Raw genomic sequence first — 16094 nt, 5'->3', positions numbered from 1 at the left:
AGTTACAGAAATATATGGTTCGACAGATCGTTTTCGCCGGGAATTTGCATAACAAGAAGATAAAACGTATCCTAAAAGACAAAAACAATTACGCTTTCTCATGCCGGATACGAATCATCTGCAATCATGACACAGGATATGTAATGATAATCATCCGCTCACCACTCTCTTCGAGTAACTGATAGCTACCTTGGAAAGTTTCTAAGTACAGCCGATTGATAGTATGCAAAACATCAAACTCCTTTTCACTTTCGGCAGTCATAAAAATGGGGCTGTTTACAACTTTAATTTGCAAATAATCCTCGCTTGGGCGGGACAAGATGAACTTCACCCTGAAAAGCCCCTCACTTTCTTCGGGATATTTTAGCACAGAAGCAAGCATTTTCATAAACCAGGTGGTATCCACATCGATCAGCAGCATATCCGGTTCCGTGTGTAAATCAACTTTCGTTCTATTTTCAGTTTGCATCTCCACCATCAGCCTGGCATCGGTACATAACTGAACCACATCATACTCCTCTACCACAAACTTCATCATTCCCGATTCTAATCGGGCAAGGTCCAGCACATTGAATATCAGGCCAATCAGTTTTGAAGCACACTTCTTGATTGTTGCAGAATACTCCTGCTGTTTTTCCTGTTTCAAATTCGTCTCCCGGCACAGGCGGTCAGACAATTCCACCACAGTATCCAGAGGAACCCGTATTTCATCTGTAATGTTCCGCAAAAAAAACTCTTTCATCTTATCGGTTGCTACGACCACGGCATACGATTCCGCCATTTCCTTCTGAGATTTCACCAACTCTCCCCGAATCCGGATCAAGCGTATCACTCCCCACACCAACAAAACAACAAACAGAGACAATCCTACTACCGCCACTTGCAAAAAGCGCTTCTCTCCCAATTCTTTGTCAAGCAAAGCTTTCCGGATACGATAGTTGGCCTCCACCGTCTCTTCATTCATCCGCAAAGTAGCTTTATTTACAGAATCGCACATCACAGCCGCTGTTTTATAAGTCCGGGCAGCCTCTTCATATCGGCCGGCATCCACATAGGCATCTCCCATTATTCTCCGAATCTCGATCTCATACATAGGCTGAGTACCCTTAAAAGCAGCCAATGTACGTTCAAATTCAGGGAAACATCGTTCCCAGTCCTGTCTTAAATAATAATATCCCGCCCAAGAAAAGTGATAATTGACTGCTGTAGCCGAAAAACAGTCATCATCATAAAATTTGGCAGCTTCATTGAGATGTATCCACAAAGGATCTGCGTCGACCATGCCCAGATAAATCTTGCAATACATCAACTCGATGGTCAACAGAGTAGATCTGTACACTCCAAGCATAGACGGCTTTTTCTTAATTACTCCGTCAATCAATTGCCGTTGTGCTTTCAATTCTCCAAGAGCCTCCTTATATTTATCTTTCAGGTAATAGGAACTCGCCAGATATCCATGTACCATGAGTTTGTCCCCGAAAGTCGTTCCTTCAATCTCAAGTGCCTTCAGATACTGTTCGATTGCTTTTTCCGTATTTCGCGCGAAAACATACGACTTTCCCTCCGTGATATATGACAAAAACACTCCACGGTCGACATGCAAACGCACAGCTTCTTCACGCATCTTTCTCGATTCAAGAATGGCATACTCCGTGTCCCCCTCCGATCCCTTCAACTGGAGCACATAATGCAAAGCCAGAAAATAGTTGTCATATTTCTTATAACGATAACACGCTTCCCTCAGGGTGGCACACGTCTTTTCCATATTCTCACCGTCCATCCTGAACGTATAGTAACGAAAAATCCCGTATTGGAGTTCCAACTCACCCTCCACATCTTTTATCTCCCGGGCAAACACCAATGCCGAATCCAGTAACTCCAACGCCCAGCTTTCTTTAACGTGTCCCATTGCAGCCTCTTTCGCAAAAACGGTCCGAGTGGTGTCGGCAGGCATCGACCGATAGACATGAAAGATACTGTCACGCAGTACACGATCACCCGAATTGGCAGCCGACATAAACAAGGCGGCACCGACCAAACCAAACAATAGAACAACCAGTCTCTTCATCGGTTTTCCTCCTGTTTCAAAGGGTGAGTAAAAATAAAACGGGCCCCTTTGCTATAAGTGGAGTCAACCCGGATGTCTCCTCCCATACGATTAATGATCAGCTTACAGATAGGCAGCCCCAGCCCTGTACCCTGGATGCCTTCATTGAGTTTTTCGAACCGACTGAATACAGCCTCTTGATTTTCAAGGGGAATTCCACACCCGGTATCCGTTACCATAAACTCAGGTACCCCAGCTTCATTTATCCGCAATGTCAATGTGATATATCCCTCCTTCGTAAATTTTGTAGCATTGACCAGTAGGTTGATCAACACTTGCTGGAGCCTGCACGGATCAGTTTCCATTTCCAAAGCAGACAATTCTGTCTCAAAAATCATCTCCGCAGAAGTCTGTTTGATATTTCTCAGCATCTCCACCACATTCCGGCATAAAGCCACCACCTCATGCGGAACCACGGAGAATCTCATATTTGCCACATCCAGACACGAAACATCGACTACGTCATTTACCAAATGCAACAATAAATCGGAGTTTAACCTGATCACGTCATTACACTGCGCACGAACTTCATCGTCAATTCCCGGAGTAATCAAAATTTCAGAGAAACCTGCCAACGCATTTAAGGGAGTTTTTATCTCATGGCTCATATTGGAAAGAAATACGCTCTTATTACGGACAGACTCTTCGGCCAGCCTTTTTGCCTTTTGCAACTCTTCTCTGGAAAATAGAAGTTTTCTCTCCGCTCTCCTCAAATAGAGAAGTCCTACGAATAACAAAACGACCAGACATAGAATGGTGATAAACACCAATTTCCATATTTTCTTCTGCTGCATTCCGTTTTGTAAGTCCAACTCGTCAATGGAATATTGTTCACGCATATCCTCAACATGCCGGCCGGCATAATCCACAAACAAAGAATCTCCTTTCGTAATCAATTCCTTATATGTCAGTGCTGCATCCTGAAAATCCTTCTCTTGCATTTTCTGCTCTGCACGATGCCAGTTTATGCTATCCACAGCCCACTTTTCAGAAGCAAGGGATACGGACAATCCACATACAACGAACATCCCTGACAATATAAGCTGTTTCATCTTTATATTTTGTGTAAGGTTAGCAAAGATAACTCATTAAATATGAAGCAACAAGCATTTAGATAAAAAAGAAGTGTCTTCAAGAGGTATAAGCCTCCCGAAAACACTTCATTTTATGCTGATAGCTATTGTAGTAAAAAGCTATTAATTATTTAATCAAATTGCAACCTGTCATCTCAGCCGGTTGAACCATATCCAAAATATGCAGGATGGTAGGCGCCACATCTGCCAAACGTCCGTCTGCCACTTTCGCTTCTTTATTCTCTGTCACGTATACACAAGGTACAGGATTCAAAGAGTGAGCCGTATTCGGGGTACCGTCTTCATTCAAAGCATGGTCAGCGTTACCATGATCGGCAATGATGATAGCTTCGTAACCTTGAGCTTTGGCTGCTTCAATGGTATCTTTCACACACGCGTCTACGGCAACTACCGCTTTCTCGATAGCTTCGTAAATACCGGTATGACCTACCATATCACCATTGGCATAGTTCACCACGATAAAGTCATATTTATTCTCGTTGATGGCAGCCACCAGTTTATCTTTCACTTCATAGGCACTCATCTCCGGTTTCAAGTCGTAAGTTGCAACTTTCGGAGACGGAACCAGGATGCGGTCTTCGTTATCATACGGAGTTTCACGACCACCGTTAAAGAAGAATGTTACGTGAGCATATTTCTCTGTTTCGGCAATATGAAGCTGTTTCTTTCCGTTAGCAGCCAGATACTCGCCCAACGTATTAACCACGTTTTCCTTATCGAACAAGATATGCACACCCTTGAACGAAGCATCGTACGGAGTCATACAGTAGTACTGCAATCCCGGTATTGTGTGCATGCCTGCTTCCGGCATATCCTGTTGGGTCAAAACTACAGTCAGTTCTTTGGCACGGTCGTTACGGTAGTTGAAGAAGATCACCACGTCACCTTCTTTGATAGTACCGTCTACACCGGCATTCACAATCGGTTTGATAAACTCGTCTGTTACCCCTTCATCATAAGATTCCTGCATAGCCTGCACCATGTCGGTAGCTTTCTTACCAATGCCGTTTACCAGCAGGTCATACGCTTCTTTCACACGTTCCCAGCGTTTGTCACGGTCCATAGCATAATAACGGCCAATGATGGAAGCCACTTTACCGGCAGACTTGGCGCAATGCGCTTCCAGTTGTTCGATAAAGCCTTTACCGCTCTTCGGGTCTGTGTCACGTCCATCCATAAAGCAATGAACGAAAGTGTTCTCAATATTATATTCTTTAGCAATATCGCAAAGTTTGAACAGATGGTCCAGAGAGCTATGTACGCCACCATCCGAAGTCAGTCCCATAAAATGAACATTCTTTCCGTTTTCTTTTGCGTAAGAGAAAGCTGAAACGATCTCCGGGTTCTTCAGGATGCTGTTGTCACGACAAGAGAGGTTGATTTTCACCAAATCCTGATAAACTACGCGTCCTGCGCCGATATTGAGGTGACCCACTTCCGAGTTACCCATCTGTCCGTCGGGTAAACCTACGTTTTCACCGCTGGCCTGTAACTGAGAGTGAGGATAGGTCTCCATCAGATAATCCCAGTAAGGAGTAGCAGTGTTGAAGATTACGTCATCTTTCCCGTGGTCGCCTAATCCCCAACCATCAAGAATCATTAAAAGGGCTTTCTTACTCATAATATTCTAAAATTAAATTGTCGTTCTATTTTTCGGGTGCAAAGGTACAAAAAAGTTAATTACGAACACGTTTAATCTATGTTAAGCAATCTCCCCGCCGGACAAAAAGGAAGAAAAAATGCCGCAGATTTGAAATGATTTCCTTATTTTTGCGCCGCTTTAAAAATAAAACAGAATATGGACGATTCAAACCCGCGAACGTACAACAGTATTAACTAACACGAACAGAGTCATTCTGCGGTAATGCCTCTGCTCGGACATTAACAAACGAAAGGAGGCAATAAGATGAGAACATATCTTTATTGTGAGGCCGGCTTTGTGGAAAAAGCACAATGGCTTCCTAACAGCTGGGTCAATGTAGTATGCCCGGACAGCAGTGATTTCAAATTCCTGACCGAAACCCTGAAAGTTCCTGAATCTTTTTTAAATGACATCGCCGATACCGACGAACGTCCGCGTACGGAAACGGAAGGCAACTGGTTGCTGACCATACTGCGTATACCGGTCCAGAACGCTCAAAGCAGTATCCCTTATACCACCGTACCCATCGGCATCATCACCAACAATGAAATCATTGTTTCTGTGTGCTATCATCAGACGGATATGATTCCCGATTTCATCGAACATACCCGCCGGAAAGGCATCGAAGTACGCAATAAGCTCGACTTGATTTTCCGACTGATCTACTCTTCGGCTGTCTGGTTCCTGAAGTATCTGAAACAGATAAATATAGACATCACCGCTGCCGAGAAAGAACTGGAACGAAGCATCCGAAACGAGGACCTGCTGCGATTGATGAAGTTACAGAAGACACTGGTCTATTTTAATACTTCCATTCGTGGCAATGAAGTGATGATCGGCAAGTTGAAAACCATCTTTCAGGATACCGATTATCTGGATGAAGAGTTAGTGGAGGACGTGATCATTGAACTGAAGCAGGCATTCAATACGGTCAACATCTACAGTGACATTCTCACCGGAACCATGGACGCCTTTGCATCCATCATCTCCAATAATGTGAATGCGATCATGAAACGTATGACAAGTCTTTCCATTACATTGATGATCCCCACGTTAATAGCCAGTTTCTACGGCATGAACGTAGACATACATCTTGAGGAGATGCCGCATGCCTTCCTGCTGATCATCCTGGTATCCGTATTCCTGTCTGCCCTCTCCTTTGTGATCTTCAGAAAGATAAAGTGGTTTTAAGGAAAGTTTATTTTGAGAACAATTCCAACTGTCCGTCGCCCAACAGATTGAAAGTCATGCGATGATACGGAGTAGTACCGTGCCCGGCAATAGCCGCACGGTGCTTTTTCGTAGGATAACCTTTGTTATGCTCCCAGTCATAACATGGGAATTCCTGATGCAGTTTGTTCATGTAGTCATCACGATAAGTTTTGGCAAGGATAGAAGCAGCAGCTATCGAAAGATATTTGCCATCTCCCTTTATAACAGTAGTATGAGGTATGTCGGGGTACTTCTTGAAACGGTTTCCATCGATCAGCAGATGCTGAGGACGGGTTTTCAGCCGGTCTACCGCCCGGTGCATGGCGAGAAACGATGCATTCAGGATGTTTATCTTATCAATCTCTTCGGGCGAAACAATGCCGACGGCCCAGGCAACCGCATCCCGCTCAATCACTTCGCGCAAAGCATATCGCTGCTTCTCCGACAACTGCTTGGAGTCATTCAACAATTCATTCTCAAAATCTTTCGGTAAGATAACGGCAGCAGCATAAACCGCACCTGCCAGACAACCGCGTCCGGCTTCATCACAACCGGCTTCTATCAGTTCTTCGTTTAACCAGGGTAAGAGCATCGTTTCTTTTATTTAACACGGCAAATGTAATCAATTAAACGGAAATGAACAAAAGAGTGAACCGAATCTCATCTTACTATCCAGAATAAGAAGATCTCCCTTTTCAGCCAAAAGATGAAGAAGGCAAGCATCCGTCATCCCATCTATAACACATGAAGAATAAGAGAATAAACGTCCGTCATAATAACTTTATCTCAGCCCGCATGCCTGTGCTCACAAGCCCGCGTACACGGCCTCATGGGCACAGGCATGCGGGACGGAGCAGGAGTCAAGCCATAATCGCTAAAGATATAAAGGAAAACAAAATGCTATTAACCACATTTATCCTGAAAGAAGGAACAACATCCATCTCACCATCAACCGTTTAACATTGAATCCGCCTTAAAAACAGAGGGTGGAAGATGGAAGATCAAAGTATATTTTCTGTAGGAAAGGAATAAGATACTTCATTCCCGATTAATCAGATGCAGTTCGGTACGATTAAAGTCGGACAATCGCACCTCATAAACTCCGGCATCTCCTAACTTGCCATCGATCCCTTCACTATATCCACCCACTATAATCAATTTATCATCAGTGCAATACAGTCCCCCCTCCCGTAATTTCAGATCAATTTGATATGCTTTTATCTCGTTGGTATATAAGTTATACACTTGTATCACCCCATTTTCTAAAATATAAACCTTATCTCCACCACGAGCCAGAGCTGCCTTACCGACCGAGAACCATAATTTTCCTCTTTTCCTCCACAAACCGGTAATCAAATCATAAGTAAGTATATCTGATAGAGTCCTTTGTCTATATCCTCCGAATAAAAAAACAGTATGTCCCACAAGAATCCCGTTTGTTTCCATCCCCAAAGGCATTTTTCCTGCCTCATACCAAACACCCTCCTTCAAATCAAGCATGTGTATCTTATCTGAATATTTTTGCCATCCGTTCTCAATCCGATAAGTAGATCCTCCCATAACAATCAACTTATCATCGTAAACAAATGCAGCTGCCGAAGCAGCTTGATGTGGATTTACCGGATCTGTCAATAATGTATCCCGATGGATATCATATATCTCCACTGTTTCATCAAGATACTCAATCTTCCGATTCGTTGAAAAACGTTTTCCACCTATAACATAGATTTTACCATCATTGTAAAGAGCCGAATGGTAAGCACGTTCTCTTAACTTTTTATTTATGATAGTCCAAGTATTTGATATAATATCATAGACATATATTTTATTACTATACTTTTCATAAACAAACCCTGATGGCAATCCTCCGGATCCTGTTAAACTAAAACCCATTGGAGGTTTTATCTGAGATCTATCTCCACCTGTAAGATAAAGCTTCTTCTCCAATGAAATCATTGCAAACGAATATAGCGGTACAGGCATCGATGATATTTGTGTATATGGTAAACGTAAATAAGATTTCTTTATGCCATAAACCGTCACTTCTCCCAAAGCAAAAGGTTCTTCTTGCAATAGAATCACATTTTTCTTTTGCAACAAAGAGGTTACGGAAAAACGTTTTGTACAATATCCGACAAAAGAAAAACAAAGAGTATCTGCATCTCGTAGTAACTCTCCATTATTTATCATAAACTCACCCTTTTTATCCGCAACAGATACTCCTACCCCCAAATCAGTATAAATATTTGCTCCAACTAAAGGCTGCTTCGTTTTTGCATCGACAATTCTACCTCCAACTTGAGAGAATAAGCTGGAACTGTCAAAAAAAGTAAGGAATATTACCAAGGTCAAGTACTTCCCCATTTCTATAAATTTTTGAAGAAGGTATTCCAAAAGTTTCCTTTTCTTCCATACCTTCTTCAATTAAATACTCTACTAAGAAACTGTTTTGAATGTATCATCTATGTTTTGAACGACTTTCCGGTCTATTTCAAAACTCTCGGGATTCACTTCAAAACTCGTATTTACCACAGATGAATATCGCCAGCTATCAATAGATTAAGCTCGTTCGATGAAACTCCGTGTTACTCTGTGGTGAATGATGTCCCTTCTCAGAACAGGCTCCAGGCAACAGTTAATCCTGCCATAACAATAGCAACCATGCTCATCAGTTTAATCAGGATATTCAGGCTCGGGCCGGACGTATCTTTAAATGGATCCCCTACCGTATCACCTACCACAGTAGCCTTGTGCACCTCGCTACCTTTACCTCCAAAATTGCCTTCTTCCACATACTTCTTCGCATTGTCCCATGCTCCACCGGCATTGGCCATGAAGATAGCAAGTACAAAACCACTACTCAGTCCGCCAATCAACAGTCCCAATACACCGGGAACACCAAATATTAGTCCGGTAAGGATTGGAGCAATGATGGCAATCAGAGAAGGCACTACCATTTCCCGCTGTGCTCCTTTTGTAGAAATAGCAACACAACGTTCGTAGTCCGGTTCGGTTTCCCCGGTCAGGATACCTTTCATTTCACGGAACTGGCGGCGTACTTCATCTACCATATGTCCGGCAGCACGTCCGACTGCATTCATAGTCAGACCACAGAACAGGAATGCCATCATCGAACCGAGAAACATACCGGAAAGTACCTTCGGATTCATCAAATTTACCTCATAATAGTTCATAAAATCCACAAAGGTAGCATTGGCCGTACTGATCGTGTCTCCATTCGGAAAAGTAAGTACCAAATTACCAAGACGAGTCAACCCAATGCGGATCTCCTCAATATAAGAAGCCAGCAATGCCAGCCCCGTAAGAGCAGCCGAGCCAATGGCAAAACCTTTTCCGGTAGCAGCCGTTGTATTTCCCAACGAATCGAGCGCATCGGTGCGTTTACGCACCTCCTTACCCAAAGAGGACATCTCCGCATTGCCACCGGCATTGTCGGCTATCGGACCGTAAGCATCCGTAGCAAGCGTAATGCCCAATGTAGAAAGCATACCGACAGCAGCAATACCGATGCCGTAAAGTCCCATTCCCACATTATTGAAATCAAAACCGGAAGCCAACAGATAGGAAGCAATAATACCGATTACCACCGCCACCACAGGAATAGCTGTGGACAACATGCCGAGTCCTATACCCGAAATGATGACTGTAGCAGGCCCCGTTTTGCCACTTTCACTCAATTTCTGAGTAGGCCGGTAAGATTGGGAAGTATAATATTCCGTCGAACGGCCGATAACAATACCCACAACCAATCCTACAACTACCGCACAAGAAATCCACATCCAATTGTCCAATTGTAATAACCACAAGATAAAAAAAGTGACTGCTACAATCAAAGCCGAACTCAAGTTTGTCCCCCAAGCCAGCGAACCAAGCAGATCTTTCATGGTAGCATTCTCTTTAGTACGTACTGAAAAAATACCGATTATAGAAAGAATGATGCCGATAGCGGCAATCAGCATCGGAGCAATTACAGCTTTAAACTGCATAACCGTATCGTCCGTATGAATAAAGGCGGCCGCACCCAAAGCAGCCGTTGCCAAAATGGAACCGCAATATGACTCGTATAAATCGGCACCCATTCCTGCCACGTCACCCACATTATCACCTACATTATCAGCAATGGTGGCAGGGTTACGCGGATCGTCCTCGGGAATACCGGCCTCAACTTTTCCCACAAGATCGGCTCCCACATCGGCAGCCTTTGTATAAATGCCACCTCCCACACGGGCAAAAAGCGCCTGCGTACTGGCACCCATACCAAAAGTCAGCATCGTAGTAGTGATGATACAGAGTTTATGAGTGGGTGTCAGCACATCGGCAGGTATCGCCCAATTGAGCAACAGATACCAAAAAGAGATGTCGAGCAGTCCCAGGCCGACTACTACCAGTCCCATCACAGCTCCGCTTCGGAAGGCTATTCGCAATCCGGCATTCAATGACGTACGGGCAGCATTAGCCGTACGCGCCGATGCGTAAGTAGCTGTTTTCATTCCCAAAAAGCCGGAAAGACCGGAAAAGAAACCTCCGGTCAGGAAAGCTATCGGTACCCAGGCATTCTGCACCTGAAAACCATAAGCCATTACAGAGAACAGAATCACCAGTCCGAGAAATACCCAGCCAACGATTTTATACTGCTGTTTCAGATAAGACATAGCGCCCCGACGCACGGCAGCGGCAATCTTAATCATTTGTGGAGTACCTTCGCTCTCCTTCATCATTTGTTTATGAAAATAGAGCGCAAAACAGAGAGCCAGAACAGAGGCAAACGGAACAAGCCAAAAAAGAATGCTATCCATAGACGTACAATATTTAGAGGTTTAACGAAAGTCTAAAAGTATTGAATCTAAACGAGATAACCAAATATTTTCGACTTTTGCTGATCTCCCGCCTCTAAAAAACGAATACAGGCACTATGCACTTTATTTCTCTTCCTTCTTCACATAGAATGCCGGACAACGGCTATTCAGGAAAATGATTTTACCTTCGCGGAAAGTCAGTCTGCCATAACGTTTATAAAGTAATTTTCGGTGTTGTTCATCGGAAGCCCCTTTTCGCTCCACCAATGAGTCGGACATCACAAACCCGGTACTACTTAATTTTAGGGTATACCAGATACGAGGATTCTTATCACGGGTCACCCGACGTCTATTCACCCGATAAGTTTCGGTACCACTCGTGACGCGCTTTGTGAAGATATGCACCGTATCCCGATAATGGAAACGCAATCCATCGTAATATACCTTTTCCGGAGATTCTGAAGAACTCTTCCTCTCCCACAACTTTATATCATACACCGAATCGTTGACCGGACTAATTGACAAACGATAATCCTGTGTCATGAGTCCGTCCGCCCGGTGAATTCTGTGTTCTCCTATCATTTCGTCGGGAATCGGGCGCCTGTGAGGTGTGCAGGCGGCAAACAAAAAAAGAAGCACAAACAAAGCTCCCTGAATTAGCTTCATACCTGTTTTCATCCTGTTTTATTTTAAGATCCTCAAAATTACATATTTTTATTTATGTAACAACAAAGTACCGGAATGATATTTCCACTACCCCGGAAGCTCTTTTAAAAGCCACTATCTGCCGGAGAACGCTTAAGAAACAGAGCTCTGAACCACAAACATCCATTTGTTTCTTCCCGTTTCATTTGTGAATATAATGAAGTTTATCTTACTTTGCACACACAATGCATATTTCATAACATCAACAACAATACCATGAAAAAATTACTTGCAACATTACTGATTCTTGTAGCTTGTATTCATGTCAATGCACAAGAGTCCAGACAGATTCGCATCTCGACAGATCGGACGGACCTTATCCTGGAAGTTGCTCCGGACGGACGTCTGTATCAATCTTATCTGGGTGACAGACTACTGAACGAACAAGACCTGAAAAACCTTTCCGGCTCCTCACGAGGATGGGAAGTCTATCCGGGTTCGGGTGGAGAAGATTATTTCGAACCGGCTGTAGCCATTACGAACAACGATGGCAATCTCAGCACGATCCTGCGTTATGTATCTTCGGAACAGAAAGCAGTGGAAGGTGGAACAGAAACCATCATCCGGATGAAAGATGACCAATATCCGGTGGACGTCACACTGCACTATGTAGCCTATCCTAAACAAAATGTCATCAAAACATGGAGCGAGATCAAGCATCAACAAAAGAAGCCGGTCGTGTTATGGCGTTATGCTTCGACAATGCTTTACTTCTCAAACCAAAAATATTATCTCACCGAATTCAGCAGTGACTGGGCTAAAGAGGTGCAGATGAGTACACAGCAATTGCAACCCGGCAAAAAGATTCTCGATACGAAGTTAGGTAGCCGTGCTGCCATGCACATGCAACCTTTTTTTGAACTCGGACTGGAACAGCCCGCTCAGGAGCATCAGGGACAAGTAGTATTGGGCACCATCGGATGGACAGGCAACTACCAATTTACTTTCGAAGTGGACAATGAAGGCAACTTACGAATCATCCCTGCTATCAATCCATACGCCTCGGACTATCAATTGAAAGCAAACGAAACATTTACCACCCCGGAGTTTATCTTTACGTTGAGTAACAACGGTACGGGTGAAGCCAGCCGTAACCTGCACAATTGGGCACGCAACTACCAACTGAAAGACGGCAAGGGAGACCGAATGACTCTGCTTAATAATTGGGAAAATACTTACTTCACCTTTGATGAAGAATTACTGGGCAAACTGATGAAAGAGGCCAAACACCTGGGCGTAGATATGTTCCTGCTCGACGACGGATGGTTTGGCAACAAACATCCGCGCAACGATGACCATGCCGGCCTGGGCGATTGGGAAGCGATGAAAAGTAAGCTTCCCGGAGGAATCCCTGCATTAGTAGAGAAAGCGAAAGAAGCCGGTGTCAAATTCGGTATCTGGATTGAACCGGAGATGGTGAATCCCAAGAGTGACCTGTTCGAAACACATCCGGAATGGGCTATCCATTACCCGAACCGGGAAACTTATTATTTCCGTAATCAGTTGGTACTTGACCTGAGCAATCCTAAAGTACAAGACTTCGTGTTTGGTGTCGTAGATAAGATTATGACAGAGAATCCCGATGTAGCCTTCTTTAAATGGGATTGCAACAGTCCGATTACTAATATTTATTCGCCTTACCTGAAAGATAAACAAGGACAGCTCTACGTCGACCACGTGCGCGGTATATATAATGTATTGAAACGGGTAAAAGAGAAATATCCTAATGTGCCCATGATGCTTTGCTCCGGTGGAGGTGCACGTTGTGATTATGAAGCACTGAAGTACTTCACCGAATTTTGGTGTTCGGATAATACCGATCCGGTAGAACGCTTATTCATTCAGTGGGGCTTCTCACAGTTCTTCCCGGCCAAAGCGATGTGTGCACACGTAACAAGCTGGAACAGCAAAACAAGTGTGAAATTCCGCACCGATGTTGCCAGTATGTGTAAACTCGGTTTCGACATCGGACTGAAAGACATGAAAGCAGATGAACTTACTTATTGCCAGGAAGTAGTAGCCAATTATAAACGCTTGAAACCTGTCATTCTAGATGGTGATCAATATCGTCTCGTATCTCCATATGATGGCAACCACATGGCAGTGATGTATACTGCCCCCGATGCTTCGAAAGCCGTCCTCTTTACCTACGACATCCATCCGCGTTTCGGCGAGAAACTACTACCGGTAAAGCTCCGGGGGCTTGATGCCCAAAAGATGTACCGGGTGAAGGAAATTAATCTGATGCCGGGTCGGAAATCCAATTTGTCGGGTAATGAAAAAATCTTCTCCGGTGACTATCTGATGAAAATAGGATTGAATGCATTTACAACTTCACAAACCAATAGCCGGGTAATAGAGTTGGTAGCAGAGTAATCTTACTACGATAAACCTACAAACAGATACCAAAGGCGGGACACCTGACAGTGTTCCGCCTTTCATTTATGGCTAACACAAAACCTGCAAATAGCAGCAAGTAAAAGTGATCGAGCTTTTAAATACCATATATTATTAAATTAAGAAGCGAAACAATGTAATAAATATTAAGAAAAGAAGTTTATATTTTATATTTTTGCAGCGCACATATGGTAACCATTACTCTATATATGAACAACAACATAGAATATATCAGCAAGATAAAGAAAGGAGAAGAGACTTCTTTCCGTCATTTTGTTAATAGCTATTCGAAAGACTTGTTCTACTATGCACAGTGTTTCGTACGAAGCAAAGAAACCGCTGAAGAAGTAGTCAGCGACGTCTTTCTGGATGTATGGAGACACCGGGAAGAAATAGATGAAATCAAGAATATAAAAGCTTGGTTGCTCACATTAACTCATAACAAAGCCATCTCCTATCTGAGAAAAGCGGAAAATTCAAGTGAAATTGCTTCATGGGAAGAAATAGATGATTTTCAAATAATCGGAAATCTGCAAACTCCCGATGAAGAGATGATCAGCAAGGAAGAGATAGCTCAAATCAATAGCCTCATTCAAACACTTCCTCCAAAATGCAAGGTAGTCTTCGCTCTTGCCAAGATAGAGCGCCTACCCTATAAAGAAATAGCCGATATGCTGAATATCTCGGTTAAGACCATTAACGTCCACGTTGCCAAAGCATTAGAGATCATTTCAAATGGTCTGAAAAAATAAATCAGAAAATAATCTAAAAAAAATGGAATCCGAATAGGACATTCTCAAGTAAACTGCGTCTTTATTAATGTAATCCTATTAAAATAATGAGAAAGAATAAGTTTAAATCATTTGCTTCACGCCTGAATAAGGATGGCGATCATCCGGAAAAGATATCATTTGAATCTCCGGAAGAACAAGCCGAATATGATAAGCTCGACTTTCTCTGGAACCGATGTCTCCCCGAAGAAACGGGTGAACCGGATATATGGGCAAAAGTGCAGGCAAAAATAAATGCCGACAACACCCCGGTCCGTCTTGCCTTGAAGAGCAATAAGACGGCAAGGTTGTTCAGTATTCTGAAATATTCGGCAGTTGCAGCTTCTGTAGCCCTGTTAATAGGAGCCGGCTGTTTTCTTTTATTGAATGATGAAGAGAGACATGATCTGAATAAAATAGCACAAAGTCTGCAAACAGAAATTCCACAGGATATAAAAGAAGTTACGCTGGTGGTTTCGGATCAAAAGAAGATAGAATTGGACAATAATGCCCAGATCGTCTATTCGGCAACAGGTCAGGTGCAGGTCAACTCTAATAAACTTGTGGAAGATGACATTAAAGAGGAATACAATCAGATTATTGTCCCGAAAGGTAAGCGTTCACAGATTGTCTTAGCCGATAACAGTAAAATATGGATCAATTCCGGGAGTAAAGTTATCTATCCCCGTGCATTTGAAGGGAAATACAGAGAAATTTATGTGGAAGGAGAAGTGTATCTGAACGTAACACATGATACTTCGAAACCGTTTATCGTGAATACTTCCGGATTTGAAGTACGCGTTTTGGGTACATCCTTCAACATATCGGCTTATAAAAATCAGGAAAAAGCCGCAGTCGTATTGGTAGAAGGTTCGGTCAATGTAAAAGACCAACAAAATCATCATATAAAGATGGTACCTAACGAGAAAGTAGAACTTAATCAGGAAGGTATATCAGGAAAAGAAAAAGTAAATGCCCGTGATTATATCAGCTGGATTGACGGGATATGGACCTTGCAGGGAGAAAGCCTAAAGCAAGTTTTGTTACGGCTGCAAGATTATTACGGACAAAACATCCGGTGTGATGCTGAGATAGAGAACGAACAAATGTTTGGTAAACTCTTTTTAAATGATGATTTAAATCAGGTAATGAAGTCAATTCTATCTATCTTGCCTGCCGAATACACAATGAAAAACAATGTAATCTATATAGAATAATACAAGTAAAATAAACAAATGTTTAACCTTAAAAAACACACATTATTATGTAGAAAGAAAGCAGATAAAAAAAGAAAATCGGATAATACGCCCATATTATCCGACTCTAATGACTTTTTATTAAATCACAAAC

At 42.9% G+C, this 16094-nt stretch carries 11 protein-coding genes; 4 read left to right on the top strand and 7 right to left on the bottom strand.

The window, feature by feature from the left end:
• Positions 1 to 124 precede the first annotated feature (124 nt).
• The 3 genes from BF9343_RS01115 to gpmI form a co-directional block, all read right to left on the bottom strand.
• Complete coding sequence (locus BF9343_RS01115; RefSeq protein ID WP_010991951.1) at positions 125 to 2068, bottom strand: tetratricopeptide repeat-containing sensor histidine kinase; 1944 nt, start codon at positions 2066 to 2068, stop codon at positions 125 to 127.
• Complete coding sequence (locus tag BF9343_RS01110) at positions 2065 to 3159, bottom strand: sensor histidine kinase (protein ID WP_010991950.1); 1095 nt, start codon at positions 3157 to 3159, stop codon at positions 2065 to 2067. The genes BF9343_RS01115 and BF9343_RS01110 overlap by 4 nt, the downstream gene beginning before the upstream one ends.
• Before the next feature lie 148 nt (positions 3160 to 3307).
• Positions 3308 to 4822 carry a 2,3-bisphosphoglycerate-independent phosphoglycerate mutase gene (gene gpmI / locus BF9343_RS01105; RefSeq protein ID WP_010991949.1) on the bottom strand — a complete coding sequence of 505 codons (1515 nt, stop codon included), beginning with the start codon at positions 4820 to 4822 and terminating at the stop codon, positions 3308 to 3310.
• 285 nt (positions 4823 to 5107) lie between these two features.
• On the opposite strand from gpmI, the gene BF9343_RS01100 reads away from it, so the two are divergent.
• Positions 5108 to 6034 (top strand): magnesium transporter CorA family protein, encoded by a 927-nt coding sequence (locus tag BF9343_RS01100; protein ID WP_005783972.1) that lies wholly within the window; start codon positions 5108 to 5110, stop codon positions 6032 to 6034.
• A gap of 7 nt (positions 6035 to 6041) precedes the next feature.
• Here the strand turns inward: BF9343_RS01100 and BF9343_RS01095 are convergent, their stop codons facing one another.
• The 4 genes from BF9343_RS01095 to BF9343_RS01080 all read right to left on the bottom strand — a co-directional run bounded on the left by BF9343_RS01095 (position 6042) and on the right by BF9343_RS01080 (position 11550).
• Positions 6042 to 6647 carry a ribonuclease HII gene (locus BF9343_RS01095; protein WP_005783970.1) on the bottom strand — a complete coding sequence of 202 codons (606 nt, stop codon included), beginning with the start codon at positions 6645 to 6647 and terminating at the stop codon, positions 6042 to 6044.
• Positions 6648 to 7093: 446 nt separating this feature from the next.
• On the bottom strand, positions 7094 to 8419 hold the full coding sequence (locus BF9343_RS01090; protein WP_010991947.1) for a Kelch repeat-containing protein: 1326 nt from the start codon (positions 8417 to 8419) through the stop codon (positions 7094 to 7096).
• A 248-nt stretch (positions 8420 to 8667) separates the two neighbouring features.
• Positions 8668 to 10872 carry a sodium-translocating pyrophosphatase gene (locus BF9343_RS01085; protein ID WP_010991946.1) on the bottom strand — a complete coding sequence of 735 codons (2205 nt, stop codon included), beginning with the start codon at positions 10870 to 10872 and terminating at the stop codon, positions 8668 to 8670.
• Positions 10873 to 10995: 123 nt separating this feature from the next.
• A complete protein-coding gene (locus BF9343_RS01080) occupies positions 10996 to 11550 on the bottom strand; it encodes a hypothetical protein (protein ID WP_010991945.1) in 555 nt (184 codons plus the stop codon).
• 243 nt (positions 11551 to 11793) lie between these two features.
• Between BF9343_RS01080 and BF9343_RS01075 the strand changes: the two genes are divergently transcribed.
• The 3 genes from BF9343_RS01075 (at position 11794) to BF9343_RS01065 (ending at position 15961) form a co-directional block, all read left to right on the top strand.
• Positions 11794 to 13953, top strand: coding sequence for an alpha-galactosidase (locus BF9343_RS01075; RefSeq protein WP_010991944.1), 2160 nt, complete (start codon positions 11794 to 11796; stop codon positions 13951 to 13953).
• Positions 13954 to 14183: 230 nt separating this feature from the next.
• Positions 14184 to 14726 carry an RNA polymerase sigma-70 factor gene (locus BF9343_RS01070; protein ID WP_032560661.1) on the top strand — a complete coding sequence of 181 codons (543 nt, stop codon included), beginning with the start codon at positions 14184 to 14186 and terminating at the stop codon, positions 14724 to 14726.
• Positions 14727 to 14812: 86 nt separating this feature from the next.
• The gene (locus BF9343_RS01065) at positions 14813 to 15961 is read left to right on the top strand and encodes a FecR family protein (protein WP_010991942.1); all 1149 of its coding nucleotides are present in this window, start codon (positions 14813 to 14815) and stop codon (positions 15959 to 15961) included.
• Positions 15962 to 16094 lie beyond the last annotated feature (133 nt).

Source organism: Bacteroides fragilis NCTC 9343 (assembly GCF_000025985.1).
In the GTDB taxonomy this organism is placed as follows: Bacteria; Bacteroidota; Bacteroidia; order Bacteroidales; family Bacteroidaceae; genus Bacteroides; species Bacteroides fragilis.
The sequence above is the reverse complement of the archived record's forward strand: the minus strand, read 5'-3'. Positions and strand labels throughout refer to the sequence as shown.

Excerpts from the sequence above, each read along its gene's own strand:
- BF9343_RS01115 (WP_010991951.1), bottom strand. The coding sequence starts at position 2,068 with ATGAAGAGACTGGTTGTTCTATTGTTTGGTTTGGTCGGTGCCGCCTTG.
- BF9343_RS01110 (WP_010991950.1), bottom strand. The coding sequence starts at position 3,159 with ATGAAACAGCTTATATTGTCAGGGATGTTCGTTGTATGTGGATTGTCC.
- gpmI (WP_010991949.1), bottom strand. The coding sequence starts at position 4,822 with ATGAGTAAGAAAGCCCTTTTAATGATTCTTGATGGTTGGGGATTAGGC.
- BF9343_RS01100 (WP_005783972.1), top strand. The coding sequence starts at position 5,108 with ATGAGAACATATCTTTATTGTGAGGCCGGCTTTGTGGAAAAAGCACAA.
- BF9343_RS01095 (WP_005783970.1), bottom strand. The coding sequence starts at position 6,647 with ATGCTCTTACCCTGGTTAAACGAAGAACTGATAGAAGCCGGTTGTGAT.
- BF9343_RS01090 (WP_010991947.1), bottom strand. The coding sequence starts at position 8,419 with ATGGGGAAGTACTTGACCTTGGTAATATTCCTTACTTTTTTTGACAGT.
- BF9343_RS01085 (WP_010991946.1), bottom strand. The coding sequence starts at position 10,872 with ATGGATAGCATTCTTTTTTGGCTTGTTCCGTTTGCCTCTGTTCTGGCT.
- BF9343_RS01080 (WP_010991945.1), bottom strand. The coding sequence starts at position 11,550 with ATGAAAACAGGTATGAAGCTAATTCAGGGAGCTTTGTTTGTGCTTCTT.
- BF9343_RS01075 (WP_010991944.1), top strand. The coding sequence starts at position 11,794 with ATGAAAAAATTACTTGCAACATTACTGATTCTTGTAGCTTGTATTCAT.
- BF9343_RS01070 (WP_032560661.1), top strand. The coding sequence starts at position 14,184 with ATGAACAACAACATAGAATATATCAGCAAGATAAAGAAAGGAGAAGAG.
- BF9343_RS01065 (WP_010991942.1), top strand. The coding sequence starts at position 14,813 with ATGAGAAAGAATAAGTTTAAATCATTTGCTTCACGCCTGAATAAGGAT.